Raw genomic sequence first — 17,387 nt, 5'->3', positions numbered from 1 at the left:
TCCGGCATCGACCTCGATTTCGCGTACGGCTCCATGATTGCGCTGGTGGGAGTCAACGGAAGCGGAAAGTCGACGCTGCTACGCACTCTCGCGGGTCTACGCGCGCCCGCAGAGGGAACCGTCACCATCGACGGTCGGGATCTCTATTCTCTCCCGCCTCGGGTACGGGCCAGGGCGATCGCCTACGTCGGGCAGGAAGAAACACCCCCGCAGGACCTGTTGCTCGGCGAAATGGTTGCCATGGGCCGGATTCCTCATCGTCCACCCTGGTCGATGGGCGAGGATTCGGACCGGGAGGTCACTCTCCGCGCCCTGTCCACCGTCGAATTGACACATGCAGTCGACCGGCGGTGCGACCAACTTTCGGGTGGTGAGCGCCGCCGGGCGATGCTCGCCCGCGGGCTCGCCCAGGAGTCGACCTTGCTGATACTGGACGAACCCACGAACCATCTCGATATCCGCCACCAGATCCACCTTCTGGAAACGCTGCGGGGGCTCGGGTGCACAGTCGTCGCGGCAATGCACGACCTCACCCTTGCCGCATCGTATTTCGACCGGGTGGCCGTCCTGCACGACGGCACTCTTGCGACCTACGCCGATGCGTCCGACGCTCTGTCGCCGGCCACCGTCGCACACGTTTTCTCAGTTCCTGCAACCCAGCTCACAGATCCCACAACCGGACGGCAGCACCTGGTGCTCGGTTCCGATTCCGCAGGGACCCGACCACACACGGAGAACCATGTCTGAACGCCTACAGTTCGATTCGAGCATTCTGTCCCGCCTGAAGTCCCCGGCCCCTCTGGCTGCCGGACTTGTTGCAGCCGTCGTGGCCCTCACCGGCTGCAGCAGTTCCGATCAGAGCAACGATGCCGCACTCGACGGTGAAGTCACTGTCGAGAACTGCGGAACGGAACTCACTTTCCCGTCCCCGGCTACGGCGATCTACGCCAACGACAGCCAGATTCTTCTGAACTTGCTGGCGCTCGACGCCGACGACCACATCACGGCCGTCAGCGGCATTCGTGCTTCGCGACTCGACCAGCTTCGCGGCATGTACGGCACCGAGCGCATCGACGAGTTGCCGTTCGAGTCCGAGGAATCGTTCAACCTCGAGAGTATTCAAGCCCAGAAGCCCGACGTGGTGATGGCCGGTTACGGCTGGGGATTCAGTGTGGAGAAGAACATCACTCCGGAACGCCTGAACGACGACTTCGGTATCCCTGCCTACACCGTCACCCCCACGTGCCTCCCCGGCTCTGTCGACACCATGTCACCGTGGGACGAGGCGTTCGCCGACCTGTCGAACATCGGCGCCATCGTCGGTCACGACGATATCGCCGCGGCGAAGATCGAGGAGTTGAGGGAGCGGCGAGGGGAGATGGAATCGGCACCGCGTGCAGAGGACGCCCCCACCGTCATGTACATCACCTCGGTATCGAACGAAGGAGTCTCGAGCGCCGGAAAGCCCCACCTCTTCACATCCATCATCGAGGTGACAGGCGCCCGCAACGCGCTCGACGACGTGGACGAGAAGAGCCCGAAGATGTCCTGGGAATCGGTGACCGCCGCGAACCCCGACTTCATCGTTCTCACCGATACCGGAGACGGTGCCGGTGCATTCGAAGCGAAGCTGACCCTTCTCTCCGAGAATCCCGCAACCCGCTCACTGGATGCCATCACCCAGGGACGCGTCCTCAACCTTCCGACCGACATGGGACGCAGTGGCGCCTTGATGATGGATACTGCAGAACACGTGCGGAAGGCTTTGGAACAGGAACAACTGCTGCCTCAGAGCGAGATCGAGCCGCGGATGGACTTGAGCGGACTCGAGTAGCCGACGAAAGGCGCTGGTGACGATGGTTGTTCCGAACCCGACAGCGGAGGCTGTGCTCACCCGGCTGTTGAACACGCTCCCGGTGAGTGAGCACGCCCCACTGATCCTCGATGGCGGTTCCCAGGAGATTCCCGCCTCCGCGATTCTCGACCCCGAATGGGTAGAGCACGAGATGCACCTGCGTTCCGAGCGGTGGCAGGTCGACGACCCGTTGATTCTGGGGACGGTCCTGTGGCGCGCGATCAGTAGTTCGCTGGTCCTGCCGACGGTTGCGAGCCTGTTCGTCACGGGGACAGCGCTGAGTCCACGGCTTCAGGACGTGGTCCTGCACCGCCGCGCGTTGACCGGACGTGACGTCGACTTTGTTGCATCCGGCGCGATCTCGACCCTGGATGGCACGTTCTCACCGAACCGGAAGATGTACGGCCGGTTGGTCGGAGCACGGTCCACCCGGGTGCTGACGACACCGGTCGAGTCTGCGCTCGCCGAGGCATTGGGTTCGGGCATCGAGTACTTGGCCTCGCTCTGTGGCAAGGGGGAGCGACGGCTGTGGGCTGTGGCCGTCGATTCCATCGCGACCCGGTACCTGTGGGCCGGAACCGCGACCGGGCGCGTAGACGAGGCACTGGAATCTGCCCGCGCGACGGTACGGGAAATCTCCGGGCAGCTCGGCGGGACACGGCTTCCTGCTCCACGATTTCAAGAGGTGGCGACCGAATCCGAAGGGGCACCACACACCTTTGTACACAGAGTGTCGTGTTGCCTGCTGTACAACGGTCCGCACGGCGTGAAGTGCTCGACCTGTCCTCGCCAGCATCCCGATGTTCGACTCGCACGCCTGTCGGAACGCGCCCGTCGGCTGGGGCGGTAGTGGATTCCACCCCGACGTGTCAGCGAGCGATCTGCCTACCTTGCGGGGACGGGCGTGCGAGCCGTTTGCGTTCGTGCTCGGTTGTTCCACCCCACACGCCGTGATGCTCGCCGGTCGTCAGAGCTTGCTGTAGGCAGGTCCACCGCACGGGACAAGCACTGCAGATGAGTTTGGCGGTACGCTCTCGTCCGGCGCGTTGCGCCGGGGTCTCGTCGTCCGGAGCGAAGAACGGTGCCGGGCCGAAGAAACGGCATGCAGCGTTGTCCCACCAGTGTTCCGTCACTCGATCCTCCGAGTGTGCGAGGTCGTCGAGCTGACGACGCAGGGACGTGCCCGACGTTCGGTTCATCTCTGGGAACGCTCGGGAGTGTAGGGGACAGGGGGAGCCAGGTTCTCGTCGGTGTCCAGGGAGCGGCCCACTTGCGGAAATGCTCGCTGAGCGCAGTCGATACGGTCGCAGACCTTGCAACCCGGTCCGATCGGGACGGTAGTTGCCGGGTCGTCGAGGTTCAATCCTCGGGCGTAGACGAGCCTGTGGGCGTGGGCAAGGTCGCAGCCGAGCCCGATGGCGAAGCTCCGGGGCTGGGCCAGGAAACCGCCGGTGGAGTGTTCGTCGGTGGTCCGTGCGATCCACAGATACTTCCGGCCGTCGGGCATCTGGGCAACCTGGGTGTGAATCCGACCGGGTGTGGCGAAGGTGTCGTGGACGATCCACAGTGGGCAGCTTCCACCGACCCGAGAGAAGTGAAATGCCGTGGCCGACTGCCGTTTCGAGATGTTTCCCGCCTTGTCGGTGCGTACGAAGAAGAAAGGAACTCCGCGTTGTCCGGGGCGTTGGAGGGTGGAGAGGCGATGGCAGACGGTTTCGAACCCGACCTCGAATGCGTTGCCGAGCAGGTCGATATCGTAATGCAAGTCCTCGGCACTGCGTAGGAACTGGGTGTAGGGCAGTATGAGGGCACCGGCGAAATAGTTGGCCAGGCCGATACGCGTGAGTGCCTGCGACTCGGTCGGTAGCTCGGGCGCCGTTGCGACGAGGGCGTCGAGGGTGCTGTTCTGGGTGAGGAACGCAAGTTGGGTGGCCAACTGGAACGCGCGCTGCCCATGAGTGAGGCGGCGTGCGAGAAGGAGAACTCTCGTCGACGGGTCGTAGCTGCGTTTGGGTCCGGGTTCGCCGGGCGGGTCGGTACGGATCCTGACTGTGACGGAGTGCTCGTCCCGTAGCAGGCGCGCGAGCTGAAGATCGAGGCCGCCCAGTGACAACCCGCGGGATATGAACATCTGCTCGGCGGCATCGTCGAGCTCGGCGATGTGGTTACGACGGTCGTAGAAGAAGTCCCGCACGTCCTCGTAGGGCATCGCCACGCGATGGTCCAGGGCGGAACCGTCGCCCGTCGGCGACAGACGCTCCACCTGTTCCGTGACCCCCCTCAGGCGCCGGTGCATCGTGACCAGCATCTGCGCCGCGGCGGGATGGCGGGTGACCAGATCATCGACCTCCGCTGCCGTGCTGTCGACGGTGGTCGCGTGGTCGGCGAACACATCCTGCAGGTCCGCGATCAACCGGGCGTCGCTGTCGACCGCGAAAAATCCCATGTCCAGGTCGAACGTCGAGTTCAAACGCAACAGGACCGGCACAGTGAGCGGGCGTTGGTCGTTCTCCAGTTGGTTCACATAGCTGGTGGACAACTGCAGCAGCCGAGCGAGGGCAGTCTGGGTCAAACCTCGCTCTTCGCGTAGCCGCCGCAACTTGGCGCCCGCATACAGCTTCTGCATGCGAAAAACGTAACAGGGAGCGTTTCCGCAATTTACACAAAATCGATCTTCACGGTTCGCACAAATACTCCTGTGCAACCCATTTCCCTTCCACCCCGCCCTGCATAGCGTGCAAATCGATAGTTGAGATCCTCTGGAAGGTCGTGAAGTGAAAACCCATCTCGTCCGCACCCGCCGTTCCGCTGAAGAGTTCCCCAAGCACGAGCACCTCGCATGGAAGATCACCGAGGTCGCGACCGATCCGGTCGAGGTCCCTGCCGACACAGCCGAGATGATCGTCAACCGGATCATCGACAACGCGGCGGTCGCGGCGGCATCGGTGACGCGTCGTCCGGTGGCCAATGCCCGTGCCCAGGCGCTGGCCCACCCGTACCGCCCCGGTTCCACGGTCTTCGGTGTCGGTGGCACGTTCTCTCCCGAGTGGGCAGCGTGGGCCAACGGCGTCGCGGTGCGTGAACTCGACTTCCACGACACCTTTCTCGCGGCAGAGTACTCGCATCCGGGCGACAACATCCCGTCGATTCTGGCGGTCGCCCAGCACACCGGCCGCAGCGGCGCGGACCTGATCCGCGGCCTGGCCACCGGCTACGAGATCCAGGTCGATCTGGTGCGGGCGATCTGTCTGCACGAGCACAAGATCGACCATGTCGCGCATCTCGGCCCGTCGGCCGCTGCCGGTATCGGCACGCTGCTCGGACTCGACACCGAAACGGTCTATCAGGCGATCGGACAGGCACTGCACACCACGACCGCGACGCGACAGTCCCGCAAGGGCGAGATCTCGAGCTGGAAGGCGTATGCGCCGGCCTTCGCCGGGAAGATGGCTGTCGAGGCCGTGGACCGGGCACTGCGCGGTGAGGGCGCACCGTCTCCGATCTGGGAAGGGGAGGACGGCGTCATCGCGTGGCTGCTCGGCGGCCCTGAGGCCGAATACCAGGTGCCGCTGCCGGGACCGGGTGAGGCGAAGCGCGCCATCCTCGACACGTACACCAAGGAACATTCGGCCGAGTACCAGAGCCAGGCTCCGATCGACCTGGCGCGGCGCATGCGCGATCGGATCGGCGACCTGGATCAGGTCGCGTCGATCGTGCTGCACACCAGTCACCACACCCACGTCGTGATCGGCACCGGCTCGAACGATCCGCAGAAGTTCGACCCGCAGGCCAGCCGTGAGACGCTCGATCACTCGGTGATGTACATCTTCGCCGTCGCGTTGCAGGACGGCACCTGGCACCACGAGCGTTCTTATGCGCCCGAGCGGGCGCAGCGCCCGGACACCATCGAGCTGTGGCGCAAGATCTCCACCGCAGAGGATCCCGAGTGGACCCGCCGTTACCACTCCACCGATCCGGACGAGAAGGCGTTCGGTGCGCGCGCCGAGGTGACGTTGAAGAGCGGCGAGGTGATCGTCGACGAGTTGGCGATCGCCGATGCGCATCCGTTGGGGGCGCGTCCCTTCGCTCGGGATCAGTACATCGCGAAGTTCCGTACCCTCGCCGAGGGCGTCATCGATCCGGCCGAGCAGGAACGCTTCCTCGACGTCGCGCAGCGCACCCCCGAACTGAAGGCCGGCGAACTGAACGAGCTCACCTTCACCGTGTCCGACGAGGTTCTCGCCCGTGCACCGAAGTCGCCGAAGGGACTGTTCTGAGATGACCGGACTCATCGCAGCTTCCACATCGGTGGCGGACAAGCGCGCGGCGTTCCGGGCGGGACTGCAATCGGGGAAGATCCAGCGGTTCCCCGGTGCGATCAACCCGTTGACGGCCAAACTGATCCAGGAAATCGGATTCGAGGGAGTCTACGTTTCCGGTGGCGCTTTCTCGGCCGGGCTGGGGCTCCCCGACATCGGGTTGACGACTCTCACGGAGGTTGTCTCGCACAGTCGGCAGATCGCCGCGGTCACCGACCTGCCTGTGCTCATCGACGCCGACACCGGATTCGGTGAGCCGATGTCCGCAGCGCGCACCGTGCTCGCAGCCGAAGATGCGGGTCTTGCCGGTCTGCACCTCGAGGATCAGGTCAATCCGAAGCGCTGTGGACATCTCGACGGCAAGGCGATCGTGCCGACCGACGAGATGGTTCGGCGACTCCGTGCCGCCGTGACGGCTCGCCGCGATCCGAATTTCGTGATCTGTGCACGCACGGACGCCGCAGGGATCGACGGCATCGACGCTGCTATCGAGCGTGCGAAGGCCTATGCCGAGGCCGGTGCCGACCTGATCTTCACCGAAGCGCTGCACACCCGCGCCAACTTCGAGAAGTTCCGTACAGCTGTGGATATCCCGCTACTTGCGAACATGACCGAATTCGGCAAGTCGCAACTCATCCCGGCACAGGCCCTCGAGGCGATCGGTTACAACGCAGTGATATATCCCGTCACCACACTGAGATTGGCGATGGGCGCGATCGAGCGGGGTCTACGAGTGATCCATGAGGAGGGCACTCAGGAAACTCTCGTCGACCAGATGCAGACGCGGTCGCGGCTGTACGAGTTGCTCGAGTACGAGCGCTACAACGAGTTCGATTCCGGAGTATTCAACTTCACGCTCGGAGGGAACCAATGACGAACACAGTCCCGACCATCTACAAAGGGCTGGCCGGCGTCGTCGTCGACACCACCGCGATCTCCAAGGTGGTGCCCGAGACGAATTCGCTGACCTACCGTGGTTATGCGGTGCAGGACCTCGCGGCACACTGCAGTTTCGAGCAGGTCGCCTACCTGTTGTGGAACGGCGAGTTGCCGACCCACTCCCAACTCGAGCTGTTCTGTCAACGCGAGCGTGCGAATCGTCGCGCCGATCGATCGCTCTTGGCGCTGGTGGCGAAGATGCCGGAGAACTGCCACCCGATGGACGTGGTGCGCACCGCTATCAGCTATCTCGGCGCCGAGGACCCAGAGGAATGGGACAACTCGTCTCGGGCGAAGCGTGAGAAGGCCCTTCGCATGATGGCTCTGCTGCCTACGATCGTCGCGGCCGACCATCGGCGCCGTCACGGCCTCGATCCGATCGCGCCTCACCACTCGCTCGGGTTCGCCGAGAATTTCCTGAACATGTGCTTCGGAGAGGTGCCGGACGCAGAGATCGTCAAGGCGTTCGAGGTCTCGCTGATCCTGTACGCCGAGCACAGTTTCAACGCATCGACCTTCGCGGCGCGCGTGGTGACGTCGACCCTGTCGGACATCTACAGTGCCGTCACCGCCGCGATCGGCACCTTGAAGGGCCCGCTGCACGGCGGCGCCAACGAAGCCGTCATGCACGACATGCTCGAAATCGGTGAACCCGAACGGGCCGAGGAATGGTTGCGCGGCAGGCTTGCCCGCAAGGAGAAGGTCATGGGCTTCGGGCACCGCGTCTACAAGAACGGTGACTCCCGGGTGCCCACGATGAAGCGGGCCTTCCTCGACGTCGCGGCGAAGACCGGCGGTGAGAAGTGGGTACGGATGTACGAGATCCTCGAACGCACCATGAACGAGGCCACCGGCATCAAGCCCAACCTCGACTGTCCCACCGGCCCGGCCTATTACCTGATGGGCTTCGACATCGAGGTGTTCACACCGATCTTCGTGATGAGCCGCATCACCGGCTGGACCGCACACATTATCGAGCAGGGTGAGTCGAATGCACTGATCCGACCGCTCAGCGAGTATTCGGGTGTCCCGCAACGCCCGGTGGTGGCCTGACGGCGCACAGAGCAGCACCCCGGGGTGGTTTCCGTCACCGTCTCCTGACCCCGGGGTGCCTTCCCCTGGCGGCCCGCACCGTAGACACGGTGCGGGCCGCCGTTTCCGGTTCTCACTCGGGCGGCTGCCATACCGTTGCCCGCTTCATCCCTGCCGCGCGTCCTTTACCCGCGATCACCAGAGCCATCTTGCGGGACGCCTCGTCGATCATTTCGTCTCCCAGCATCGCGGCTCCGCGAGAGCCGCCGGCCTCGGAAGTGCACCATGCGTATGCATCGAGGATGTTCTCGGCGTGATCGTAATCGTCCTGGCTCGGGCTGAAAGTTTCGTTGATCAGGTCCACCTGGGTCGGGTGCAGAACCCATTTACCGTCGAAACCGAGTGCAGCGGCCCGGCCTGCGACCCGACCGAGCCCGTCGAGGTCTTTTATCGCGAGGTAGGGGCCGTCGATCGCCTGTTTTCCGTGGGCCCGTGCTGCCATCAGGATGGACATCAGGATGTGGTGGTACGCGTCACCCACGTCGTAGCCCGGCGGCTGCTCGCCGACGGTGAGAGATTTCATCTGGATCGAGGCCATGAAGTCGGCAGGACCGAAGATGAGGGTCTCGATGCGAGGGCTCGCCTGCGCGATCGCATCGAGTGCGATCAGGCCCGAAGCGGTCTCGATCTGCACTTCGATTCCGATGCGACCGACTTCGAGGCCGTGCGACTTCTCGATCTGAGTGAGCAACATGTCCAAGGCGTGGACTTGAGCAGCATCCTGGACCTTGGGAAGCATGATGCAATCGAGTTGTGCTCCTGCGCCTTCGACGACATCAATGACGTCACGGTAGGTCCACGGGGTCGTCCAGTCGTTGACCCGAACTGTGCGAATCTTCTCGCCGAATCCGCCTTCGCGGAGGGCTTCGATGATGTTCTTGCGGCCGGCGGCCTTTGCTGCGGGGGCGCACGCGTCCTCGAGATCGAGGAATACGGCATCGACGTGCAGTCCGCGGGCCTTGTCGATCATCTTCGGATTCGATCCGGGTACTGCAAGTGTGCTGCGTCGTGGTCGGATCGGACGGGTCGTCATGGCGGGACGCCTTTCATACATTGATGGTGATCTGATGTATCTGTTTAGGATTAACATACCGACACGTCATACAGCTACACGTCCACGAGCTCGATTCCTGATCGGCGACCTGCCGAAGTGAACGAGCTCGATGGAAGGTTCAATCCATCGCGGCGGCGCTGTTACGAGCTGCCTGCGCGATGTACGCGCTGAGCATCTGCGATGCGCCGGCGAAGTGCTCTTCGGTGATCCGCCTGGCCTCGGCGCCGTCGCCTCGTGCGAGAGCGCTGATCAGCGAGTCGTGTTCGTCGAGGCTGCACGGCACCCGTTCGGGAAACAGTTCGAAGTACCGTTGCGGGATCATGCGACCGGCGTCGCCGAGCATTGCCTGCAGTCGAGCGGAACCGCACGACTTGTTGATTTCGCGGTGGAACATCCAGTTCAGAGTTGCGATGTCGTCGCCGGTGGCGGCGGCAACACGAGTCTCCCGGTGCAGTTCTCGCACGCGCAGTAGCTGCCGGTCGGTGATCTTCTCTGCCGCCCACTGTGCGGCGACGCCGGACAGTGCCGCCATGAGCGCGAAGTTCTCGATGATGGTCTCGGGAGAGACGCCGATGACGGAGACGCCGCTGCGCTGAGCGACGCGCACCAGCCCTTCCTGGGCGAGAGCGAGGCATGCTTCGCGTACCGGGGTGCGGCTCGTGCCGAACTCGTCGGCAACGGCGTCGAGGTCGATGCGGTCGCCGGGTGACAGGTCGCCCGAGAGGATTCGATTACGCAGGATTTCGGTGGCGCGTTCGCGGCTCGTCCGTTTCGGCGCGGCGCCACCATCGGTCGGTGCTGTCCTGAGTGTCCAGGGGCCGCGGTCGACGTCTGTCATTGCATCTCTTCTCGCCCGGTCGGTCGTCGGGTTGACAATCTATCACCGGGTAATAAATATATCAGTTCAGATCAGATATGTTTTTCGAGCGAGGGGTACCCATGGAACTTAGAAACGATCGGATGACGCTCGTAGCCTTCATGCAGGCCGGCAATGTGTCGGTGTACTCGGGGTCGTGGCGTTACCCGCATGCTGCGCAGGACTTCTTGAGTCTGGACTACTACCAGCGCATTGCACGTGTCCTCGAGGAAGGCAGGTTCGACCTGATGTTCTTCGACGACCGCCTCGCGATGCCCGGAATCTACGGCAACTCGGTCGACGACGCCGTCCGATACGGCGCCCGTCCGATCAAGCTCGACCTGACTGCGATCCTCGGTGCCGCCGCGGCGGTGACGCAGCATCTCGGGCTCGGCGCAACCTACTCGACCACCTACTACCAACCGTTCCACGTGGCCCGCACATTCGCGTCTCTCGACCATCTCAGTGGCGGCCGCGCGGCGTGGAACATCGTTACCTCCGTCAACGACGCCGAGGCGCGTAACTTCGGTGTGGACCAACACGCCGAGCACGACAAGCGCTACGACCGTGCCGAGGAGTTCGTCGAAGTAGTTGCCAAGCTGTGGGATTCGTGGGAGGACGACGCCATCGTCGCCGACCGTGAGTCGGGAGTCTTCGCCGACCCGGCGAAGGTACACAAACTCGATCACCACGGCGAGTTCTTCGACGTGCAGGGCCCGCTCACCGTGCCCCGCACCCCGCAGGGACGCCCGGTTCTCATTCAGGCAGGCCAATCCGGCCGCGGACGGCAATTCGCAGCGAAGTGGGCCGATCTCATCTTCACCGGTGATCCGAGTCGGGAGGTGGCTGCCGAACACTACGCCGACCAGAAAGCGATCATCGCCGAATACGGTCGAGACGCCGATTCCGTCCGGGTACTGCCGATGGTCTACGTCATTCCGGGCGAAACCGAACAGATTGCGCGCGAGAAGGAAAACATCTTCCTGCACGACCTCGTCCACCCCCAGGCTTCCCTCACTCTGCTGTCGGAGGTCACCAACTACGATTTTTCCGGTCACAGCCTCGACGATGTGGTCACCGACGAACTCATCGACCAGGTCTCTGGCATCCGTGGACTCGTGCAGGGGGTCAAGCGCCACATCAGAGATCAGGAACTGACCTTGCGTGTGCTCGCCAACCACCGCGCCACCCTGCTGCAAGGACCGCGGTTCGTCGGAACCGGACCGCAGATAGCCGAACAAATGGAGCACTGGTTCCAGTCACGTTCGTGCGACGGATTTGTTATTGCAGCAACGCATTTCCCTGGAGCATTCGAAGACTTCGTGCGTCTCGTCGTCCCCGAGCTCCGCGCACGTGAACTCGTACGAACGGACTACGAGGGCAGGACATTACGCGAGAACCTCGGCCTCGCCCGTCCCGAGAACATCATGGCTACACGAACAACCGATCTCGCCGATGCCGGAAAGGTCGTCGAGCATGCCTGATCCGGCAGCAGATTCGCGCGGAACGATGCTCGCCGGAATCCGCGTTCTCGACATGGCGACTCTCGCGGCAGGACCGCTTGCCGCCACCTATCTCGGTGAGTTCGGTGCCGATGTGATCAAGATCGAGCAACCTCAGGGTGGTGATCCGATCCGCGGATGGGGAGTACAGGACGGTGGAATCGGGCTGATGTGGAAAAGCCTCGGCCGCAACAAGAGGTCCGTGACCATCGACCTCCGGACCGATACCGGACAGGATCTCGTACGTCGACTGGCCGTCGAATGCGACGTGGTAGTGGCGAACACGCGTCCGCACACCCTGACCCGGTGGGGTCTGGACTACGAGGCACTGAGTTCACTCAACCCGAAGCTTGTGATGTTGCACGTCACCGGCTTCGGGCTCCACGGACCGAAGGCCTCCCGGCCGGGTTTCGGCACGTTGGGGGAGGCGATGAGCGGCTTCGCCCACAGCACGGGAGAAAGCGACGGGCCACCGACTCTGCCTTCGTTCATGCTCGCCGACGGTGTCGCGTCGTTGAACGCCGCGTATGCCGTCATGATGGCGCTCTACCACCGCGATGTGCACGGTGCCGACGGGCAACTGATCGATATCAATCTGATCGATCCACTCGCACGGTTGCTGGAACAGTCACTGCTCGCCTACGACCGGACCGGTGCGATTGCTCATCGATCCGGTAACCGCTGGGAAATCTCTGCTCCACGCAACACCTATCGCACGAAAGACGGCAGATGGCTCGCGATGTCGGCCAGCGCCCCTTCGATCGCGCTGCGCGTCTTCAAGGCGATCGGCCGCGCGGACCTGATCTCCCATCCGGATTTCTCCGATCCCCAGAGTCGGCTTTCTCGCCTGGACGAAGTCGACGAGATCGTCGCCGAGTGGGTGGGCCGGCATACCCTCGACGAGGCCATGGCGGTGTTCGAGGCGGAGGAGATCGCAGCTGCCCCCGTCTACGATGTCGCACAATTGGTCGAGGACGAGCAGATGAAGGCTCGAGGGGTGTTCGTGCGGGTCGAGGACGACGAACTCAGGGACCTGCTCGTGCAGGCGCCTGTGCCGCGCTTCTCACGAAGTGACGGGATCGTCGACACGCTCGGACCGGCACTCGGCCGACACACCACGGAAGTGCTCACCGAAATCCTCGGGTTGAGCGAAACCGAACTCGCCGAACTCCGCGAACGCAGCATCGTCTGACCACGGAAGGAATCCATCATGACCGAAACCGCTGCACCGCGCAGGATCAGACGGTCCGAACTGGCCACTCCTGCGTCCAACGAGCGGATGTTCGCCAAAGCTGCGGCTTCGCAGGCCGATCTGGTGTTCCTCGATCTCGAGGACGCCGTGGCACCCGCCAACAGAGAGGAAGCGCGCGGCAAGGCGGTGCGCGCCTTCAACGACTACGACTGGGGAACCACCGTTCGAGCGTTGCGGATGAACGGCATCGATACCCGCTGGGCTTACGGGGACGTGATCGAAGTGCTCTCGGGGGCGCGTGAGAACCTCGACGTCATCATCGTCCCGAAGGTTACGTCCGCTCGGGACGTGTGGTGGGTGGACACACTGCTCACACAGGTGGAAGGCACCCTCGGTATCACGAAACCCGTCCGACTCGAAGTGCTCATCGAGGATGTCGCCGGAGTGGCGAATGCCGAGGAGATCGCGACATCCAGCAGTAGGCTCGACGCCCTCATCTTCGGAGCGGGTGATCTCTCGGTCTCCCAGCATGCGCGCGTCGATACGAATTTCGAACCACGCGACGAATACCCGGGCGACTTCTGGCACTACGCCCGAATGAAGGTACTTACGGCTGCTCGCATAGGTGGGTTGCTCGCGATCGATGCTCCGTACCCCGATTTCCGAAATGCTGCGGGATACGAACGTGCAGCACGGCACGCCGCTGCGCTGGGCTTCGACGGGAAGTGGGCGATCCACCCGTCCCAGATAGAGATCGCCAATGATGTCTTCTCGCCGAGCGAGGACGAGATCCGGCGCGCGAAGAGGAATCTGGAGGCGTACCGCGACGCGCAGGCCCGTGGTCTGGGCGCAACCAGTGTCGACGGGCAACTCGTCGATGCCGCGCACGTCAAGCTCGCAGAGGCGATTCTGGCGCAGGTCCGACTCTGACGAACCCGTGCGTGGTCCCATTACCGGGACCACGCACGGGAAGTGTCACCAGAGGCGTTCTGCCGCGAGTTCTGCTCCCTTGGTGAGCGATTCGAGCTTCGCCCACGCAATCTGCGGATGGATCCGTCCGCCGAGCCCGCAGTCCGTCGACGCGATCACGTTCTCCGGACCGACGACACTCGCGAACCTCTCGATCCGGTCGGCCACCAGTTCGGGATGTTCGACCACGTTGGTGGCGTGGCTGATGACGCCGGGCACGATCTGTTTGCCGTCGGGAAGTTTCACGTTCTCCCATACTCGCCACTCGTGCTCGTGGCGGACGTTGGCAGCCTCGAAGGAGTACGAACCTGCATCGATCTGCAGCATCGTCTCGACGAGATACTTGAATTCGAGGTCGGTGGTGTGCGGGCCGTGCCAGCTGCCCCAGCACAGGTGGAAACGGATCCGGTCCTGAGGCAGGCCGCGAAGGGCGTGGTTGAGTGCTTCGACCCGGATCCGGGTGAACGCAAGATAGTCCTCGACCGTCGGTTCGGGATTGATCTGATCCCAGTTCTCGGCGATGGAGGGATCGTCGATCTGCAGGATCAGGCCGGCGTCGATGATCGCCTGGTATTCCTCACGCATAGCATCCGCGCACGCCCAGATGAACTCCTCCTCGGTGGCGTAGTGCTCGTTGCCGATCCGGGAGGCGCTGCCCGGAGACAGCGACGTCATGAACCCGTTCTCGGCACCCGAGGCGGCGAGGGCGGACTTCAGATTCGCGATGTCGGATGCGATGGCGTCGTGGCCGATGTATGTGACCGGACCCGTCGCTGTGGGGAACAGCGGTGGTTCCTTACCTACGGAGATCCCGCTGTCGGGATCGCCGTAGGCCTCGGCGAACAGTGTCCAGTCGCGCCGATCGGGGAAGGTGGTGAGCCGGACGTTGCCGGGCGTGGATCGGACCGGGGTGCTGCCGAACGGGCCGCCGTCGGTCAGTTCGAGACCGGACAGTCGTTGGAACGAGTACGACCACCATGCTCCGTAGTCGACGGTCGAGGACATGGCCTTGCCGTACTCGCCGTCGCCGGGGGTGGTGATTCCGAGGTCCACTTGGCGCTGCACCAGCGCGGTGACCTGGCCGGCGAGCAGTTCCGAGAATTCTTGCGAGGTGTCGAGCCGGAAGCTGTCGGCTGCCTCGCGTCGCGCACGGTTGGCTTCGACGAGTTCGGGCGTGCGGGGAAGGCTCCCGGCATGGGTGGTGCGAATCTTTCGGATGGACATGATGAAGAAACCTTTGCTGGGGAGAGGCTAGTTGCCGAGTTCGGCGCGAACGGTGGCGGCGGCCGCGACGAGGTTGGTCAGTGAGGCCGTGACCTCCTCCGTACGGCGGGTCTTGAGCCCACAGTCCGGATTGACCCACAGTCGTTCAGCGGGCACTGCTCGCAGCGCTTCGCGGAGCGATTCGGCGATCTCGGCTTCGCTCGGAACACGCGGCGAATGGATGTCGTACACCCCGGGGCCCACCCCGAGATCGAATCCCACGGCGTTCAGGTCGTCGAGGACCTCCATGTGGGACCGGGCCGCTTCGATGGACGTGACATCGGCGTCGAGCTCGGCGATCGCTTCGATGACCTCGCCGAACTCCGAATAGCACAGGTGGGTGTGGATCTGGGTGGAATCCGCGACGCCGGAGGTGGCCAGGCGGAACGCCCCCACAGCCCACTTCAGGTAGTCGGCATGCTCGGCGGCGCGTAACGGCAGCAGTTCGCGCAGTGCCGGCTCGTCCACCTGGATGATGCGTACCCCGGCGGCCTGTAGGTCCACAGTCTCGTCGCGGATCGCCAAGGCGATCTGGTCGGCTGTCTCGGCGAGCGGCTGATCGTCTCGGACGAACGACCAGGCGAGGATCGTGACGGGCCCCGTGAGCATGCCCTTGACCGGCTTGTCGGTCAGAGATTGGGCGTAGGTGATCCAGTCGACGGTCATCGGGGCGTGCCGTGCAACATCGCCGTAGAGGATCGGCGGTCGCACGCAGCGGCTGCCGTAGGACTGGACCCAACCGTTCTCGGTGGCAAAGAAGCCATCCAGTTGCTCAGCGAAGTACTGCACCATGTCGTTGCGTTCCGGTTCACCGTGAACGAGGACGTCCAAGCCCAACTTCTCCTGCAATGCAACGACTTCAGCGATCTCGTCACGCATCCGCTGCACGTACTCGGTGCGGTCGATCTCGCCCTTGCGCAGTGCCGTTCGGGCAACTCGGATGCGAGTGGTCTGGGGATACGACCCGATCGTCGTCGTGGGCAGCAAAGGCAGATCGAGGTGGCCCCGCTGGATCTCCCGACGCCGATCGGCCGGTGTGCGCGTCCGCTTCGATGAAAGGGACGCGAGGACCCCGCGGATCCGATCGTTGCGCAGCCGCGGGTCCGAGGCACGTACCTGCGCAGCGGCGCGGGATGCCTCGAGCTCTTCGGAGACGGCGTCGCGGCCCCCGCGAAGCGCCTTCGAGAGTGCCACGATCTCGGTGATCTTCTCGTCGCCGAATGCGAGCCGGCTACGCAGCGACTCGTCGAGACCGGGCTCCGCCTCGATCGTGTACGGCACGTGCAGCAGCGAGCACGAGGACGACACCGCGACCGCCGCTGTGGATCCGAAGAGTGTGGCGAGACTGGAAAGGGCTCGTTCGAGGTCGGTGCGCCAGACGTTCCGGCCGTCGACGACACCGGCGACGATCAGTTTGTCGGCGAGAGCGGGCAGTCCCGCGATGCCCTCGCTGGTTCCGGCCACGAGATCGACGGCGATGCCTTCGATCGCAGTATGCGCAAGCTTGTCCAGCGCTGCACCGAGGCTGCCGAAGTACGACGCGACGAGGAGTGCAGGCCGCTCGTGTGCTTGTGACAGGGCTCTGTACACGCGTCCGACGGCGTCGAGGGTGGCGTCGTCCAGATCGCGGACGAGTGCCGGTTCGTCGACCTGTACCCAGTCGACTCCGGTGCCGGCGAGTTGTGCGAACAGGTCTTGGTAGAGGGGTACGAGTTCGTCCACGCGGTCGAGCAACGAGCCTTGGCCGTCGACCGGTTTCGACAGCAACAGGAACGTCAAGGGGCCGACGACGACCGGACGCGCCGGAATTCCGAGTTCGCGCGCCTGTGCGACCTCGGCGAGGATCTTGGTGGCGTCGAGTCGGAAGGTGGTGTCGGGCCCGATCTCGGGGACCAGGTAGTGGTAGTTGGTATCGAACCACTTGGTCATCTCGAGGGGAGCGACGTCGTCGGTTCCGCGCGCAGCGGCGAAATAGCGGTCCAGGTCGTCGGTGATGCCTTCGACTCTGGGAGGAAGAGCCCCGAGCATGACCGCTGTGTCGAGGATCTGGTCGTAGAACGAGAACGTTCCGACCGGAATCGAATCGAGTCCGGCCGAGTGCTGGCGAGACCATGTTTCGGCACGCAACTGCGTGGCGACCGCTTCGAGGCGGGCGCGGTCGAGACGACCGGCCCAGTAGGCTTCGGTGGCTTTCTTCAGCTCCCGGTTCGGTCCGATACGCGCGGAGCCGAGCACGGTCGCGGTGAACGGGGTAGCTGTCGGAACAGACATCAGGTTTTCTCCGGTGTTCGTCGCGGGTGGTCTACCGCCCGACGAACGCACATCCCGATACGAGCCCCGTATTCT

14 protein-coding genes and 1 pseudogene are annotated in these 17,387 nt (G+C 63.9%); 9 read left to right on the top strand and 6 right to left on the bottom strand.

The window, feature by feature from the left end; all coding sequences use genetic code 11:
- Positions 1-36: 36 nt before the first annotated feature.
- From CKW34_RS19360 to CKW34_RS19350, 3 genes and pseudogenes are all read left to right on the top strand, one after another.
- Positions 37-747: pseudogene (locus CKW34_RS19360) on the top strand (ABC transporter ATP-binding protein); the annotation flags it as partial.
- Entirely contained in the window at positions 740-1,834 is a 1,095-nt protein-coding gene (locus CKW34_RS19355; RefSeq protein ID WP_157742113.1) for an ABC transporter substrate-binding protein, read from the top strand. The pseudogene CKW34_RS19360 and the gene CKW34_RS19355, both read left to right, overlap by 8 nt.
- Positions 1,835-1,856: 22 nt before the next feature.
- Positions 1,857-2,705, top strand: coding sequence for a (2Fe-2S)-binding protein (locus CKW34_RS19350; protein WP_155418974.1), 849 nt, complete (start codon positions 1,857-1,859; stop codon positions 2,703-2,705).
- A gap of 19 nt (positions 2,706-2,724) precedes the next feature.
- Here the strand turns inward: CKW34_RS19350 and CKW34_RS24930 are convergent, their stop codons facing one another.
- Together CKW34_RS24930 and CKW34_RS19340 are read right to left on the bottom strand one after the other, a co-directional pair.
- Positions 2,725-3,054: a WhiB family transcriptional regulator gene (locus CKW34_RS24930; RefSeq protein WP_080968428.1), complete on the bottom strand. Its 330-nt coding sequence runs from the start codon at positions 3,052-3,054 to the stop codon at positions 2,725-2,727.
- Positions 3,051-4,481, bottom strand: a complete 1,431-nt coding sequence (locus tag CKW34_RS19340) for a short-chain fatty acyl-CoA regulator family protein (RefSeq protein WP_059384553.1) — start codon at positions 4,479-4,481, stop codon at positions 3,051-3,053. Before CKW34_RS19340 ends, CKW34_RS24930 begins: the two co-directional genes overlap by 4 nt.
- 148 nt (positions 4,482-4,629) lie before the next feature.
- Here CKW34_RS19340 and prpD point away from each other — a divergent pair, with 148 nt between their 5' ends.
- Genes prpD through CKW34_RS19325 form a run of 3 tightly spaced genes read left to right on the top strand, consistent with a single transcriptional unit; the run spans position 4,630 to position 8,166 of the window.
- Positions 4,630-6,132: a 2-methylcitrate dehydratase PrpD gene (gene prpD, locus CKW34_RS19335; RefSeq protein ID WP_059384552.1), complete on the top strand. Its 1,503-nt coding sequence runs from the start codon at positions 4,630-4,632 to the stop codon at positions 6,130-6,132.
- A gap of 1 nt (position 6,133) precedes the next feature.
- A complete protein-coding gene (prpB, locus tag CKW34_RS19330) occupies positions 6,134-7,048 on the top strand; it encodes a methylisocitrate lyase (protein ID WP_059384551.1) in 915 nt (304 codons plus the stop codon).
- Positions 7,045-8,166 carry a bifunctional 2-methylcitrate synthase/citrate synthase gene (locus CKW34_RS19325; protein WP_059384550.1) on the top strand — a complete coding sequence of 374 codons (1,122 nt, stop codon included), beginning with the start codon at positions 7,045-7,047 and terminating at the stop codon, positions 8,164-8,166. Before prpB ends, CKW34_RS19325 begins: the two co-directional genes overlap by 4 nt.
- Positions 8,167-8,278: 112 nt before the next feature.
- Here CKW34_RS19325 and CKW34_RS19320 read toward each other — a convergent pair whose 3' ends face one another.
- Together CKW34_RS19320 and CKW34_RS19315 are read right to left on the bottom strand one after the other, a co-directional pair.
- A complete protein-coding gene (locus CKW34_RS19320) occupies positions 8,279-9,238 on the bottom strand; it encodes an HpcH/HpaI aldolase/citrate lyase family protein (RefSeq protein ID WP_059384549.1) in 960 nt (319 codons plus the stop codon).
- A 139-nt stretch (positions 9,239-9,377) separates the two neighbouring features.
- Positions 9,378-10,097: a GntR family transcriptional regulator gene (locus tag CKW34_RS19315; protein WP_059384548.1), complete on the bottom strand. Its 720-nt coding sequence runs from the start codon at positions 10,095-10,097 to the stop codon at positions 9,378-9,380.
- Positions 10,098-10,219: 122 nt separating this feature from the next.
- Here CKW34_RS19315 and CKW34_RS19310 point away from each other — a divergent pair, with 122 nt between their 5' ends.
- From CKW34_RS19310 to CKW34_RS19300, 3 genes are read left to right on the top strand one after another with little or no spacing between them, the layout of a single operon-like run.
- Positions 10,220-11,599, top strand: coding sequence for an LLM class flavin-dependent oxidoreductase (locus tag CKW34_RS19310; RefSeq protein ID WP_059384547.1), 1,380 nt, complete (start codon positions 10,220-10,222; stop codon positions 11,597-11,599).
- A gap of 25 nt (positions 11,600-11,624) precedes the next feature.
- A complete protein-coding gene (locus CKW34_RS19305; RefSeq protein WP_059384546.1) occupies positions 11,625-12,809 on the top strand; it encodes a CaiB/BaiF CoA transferase family protein in 1,185 nt (394 codons plus the stop codon).
- A gap of 18 nt (positions 12,810-12,827) precedes the next feature.
- Positions 12,828-13,739: an HpcH/HpaI aldolase/citrate lyase family protein gene (locus tag CKW34_RS19300; RefSeq protein ID WP_059384545.1), complete on the top strand. Its 912-nt coding sequence runs from the start codon at positions 12,828-12,830 to the stop codon at positions 13,737-13,739.
- A 45-nt stretch (positions 13,740-13,784) separates the two neighbouring features.
- Here CKW34_RS19300 and CKW34_RS19295 read toward each other — a convergent pair whose 3' ends face one another.
- Positions 13,785-15,002: a cobalamin-independent methionine synthase II family protein gene (locus tag CKW34_RS19295; protein ID WP_059384544.1), complete on the bottom strand. Its 1,218-nt coding sequence runs from the start codon at positions 15,000-15,002 to the stop codon at positions 13,785-13,787.
- A gap of 27 nt (positions 15,003-15,029) precedes the next feature.
- Positions 15,030-17,312, bottom strand: coding sequence for a 5-methyltetrahydropteroyltriglutamate--homocysteine S-methyltransferase (gene metE / locus CKW34_RS19290; RefSeq protein WP_059384543.1), 2,283 nt, complete (start codon positions 17,310-17,312; stop codon positions 15,030-15,032).
- Positions 17,313-17,387 lie beyond the last annotated feature (75 nt).

This window comes from Rhodococcus rhodochrous (genome assembly GCF_900187265.1).
GTDB classification, from domain to species: Bacteria; Actinomycetota; Actinomycetes; order Mycobacteriales; family Mycobacteriaceae; genus Rhodococcus; species Rhodococcus rhodochrous.
This window is presented reverse-complemented; position numbering and strand designations above follow the sequence as displayed.